This is a genomic window from Streptomyces flaveus (genome assembly GCF_014647675.1).
Classification (GTDB): domain Bacteria; phylum Actinomycetota; class Actinomycetes; order Streptomycetales; family Streptomycetaceae; genus Streptomyces; species Streptomyces flaveus.
Window position 1 is genome coordinate 1 of the sequence record NZ_BMPQ01000097.1, and the last position, 685, is coordinate 685.

The window sequence follows — 685 nt, forward strand, 5'->3', positions numbered from 1 at the left end:
CACCTCTGTTGCGCAATACGTGGCCTGTATCGTCCTCCCCTGACCGGTGACGGGTAACGGGGAGGGGGCCCGGATGAGGGCCAGGTCGGTGGGGTGGCGGAGGCGGCGGGATGCCGTTCTGCTGCTCGTGGGCGCGGTGCTGGTGGGGTTGGTCGGGCTGCTGGGCGCGGTGCTCGGGGAGCCCGGGGAGCGGATTGCCCGGATGTGGGTCGGCGCCGAGATACGTGCAGACGGGACGGCCCGGATAACTGAGGTGATCGACTACGACTTCAACGGTGAGCAGCGGCACGGCATTTACCGTGACGTGCCCAGGGAGGAACGCGGAGACGTCAGCGAGGTATCCGTCACGGCGGACGGCGAGCCGGTGCCCTACCGCGTCGAGGACACGGTGGGCACCCAGATCGTGATCGGTGACCCCGACGCGACGGTGACCGGGACCCACCGGTACCGGATCGAGTACACCCTGCCGCGGCTCGGGGACGAGGAGCAGCTGGCGTGGGACGCCGTCGGCACGCAGTGGGACGTGCCCGTCGGGCACATCGACGTGCACCTGGCCGTCCCGTACGCCCTGGAGCGGCCGAGCTGCGTGGCGGGATCGTCCGGTTCGCACGAGGAATGTGCGACGCAGCGGCAGCCCGTACCGGGGCAGCTGGTCGTGGCTCAGGACGGGCTGGAGGCGCACGAG

1 protein-coding gene is annotated in these 685 nt (G+C 70.7%); it reads left to right on the forward strand.

The window, feature by feature from the left end; all coding sequences use genetic code 11:
- Positions 1 to 73: 73 nt before the first annotated feature.
- The coding region (locus IEZ21_RS46945) for a DUF2207 domain-containing protein (RefSeq protein ID WP_189327920.1) at positions 74 to 685 on the forward strand (612 nt) is incomplete at its 3' end.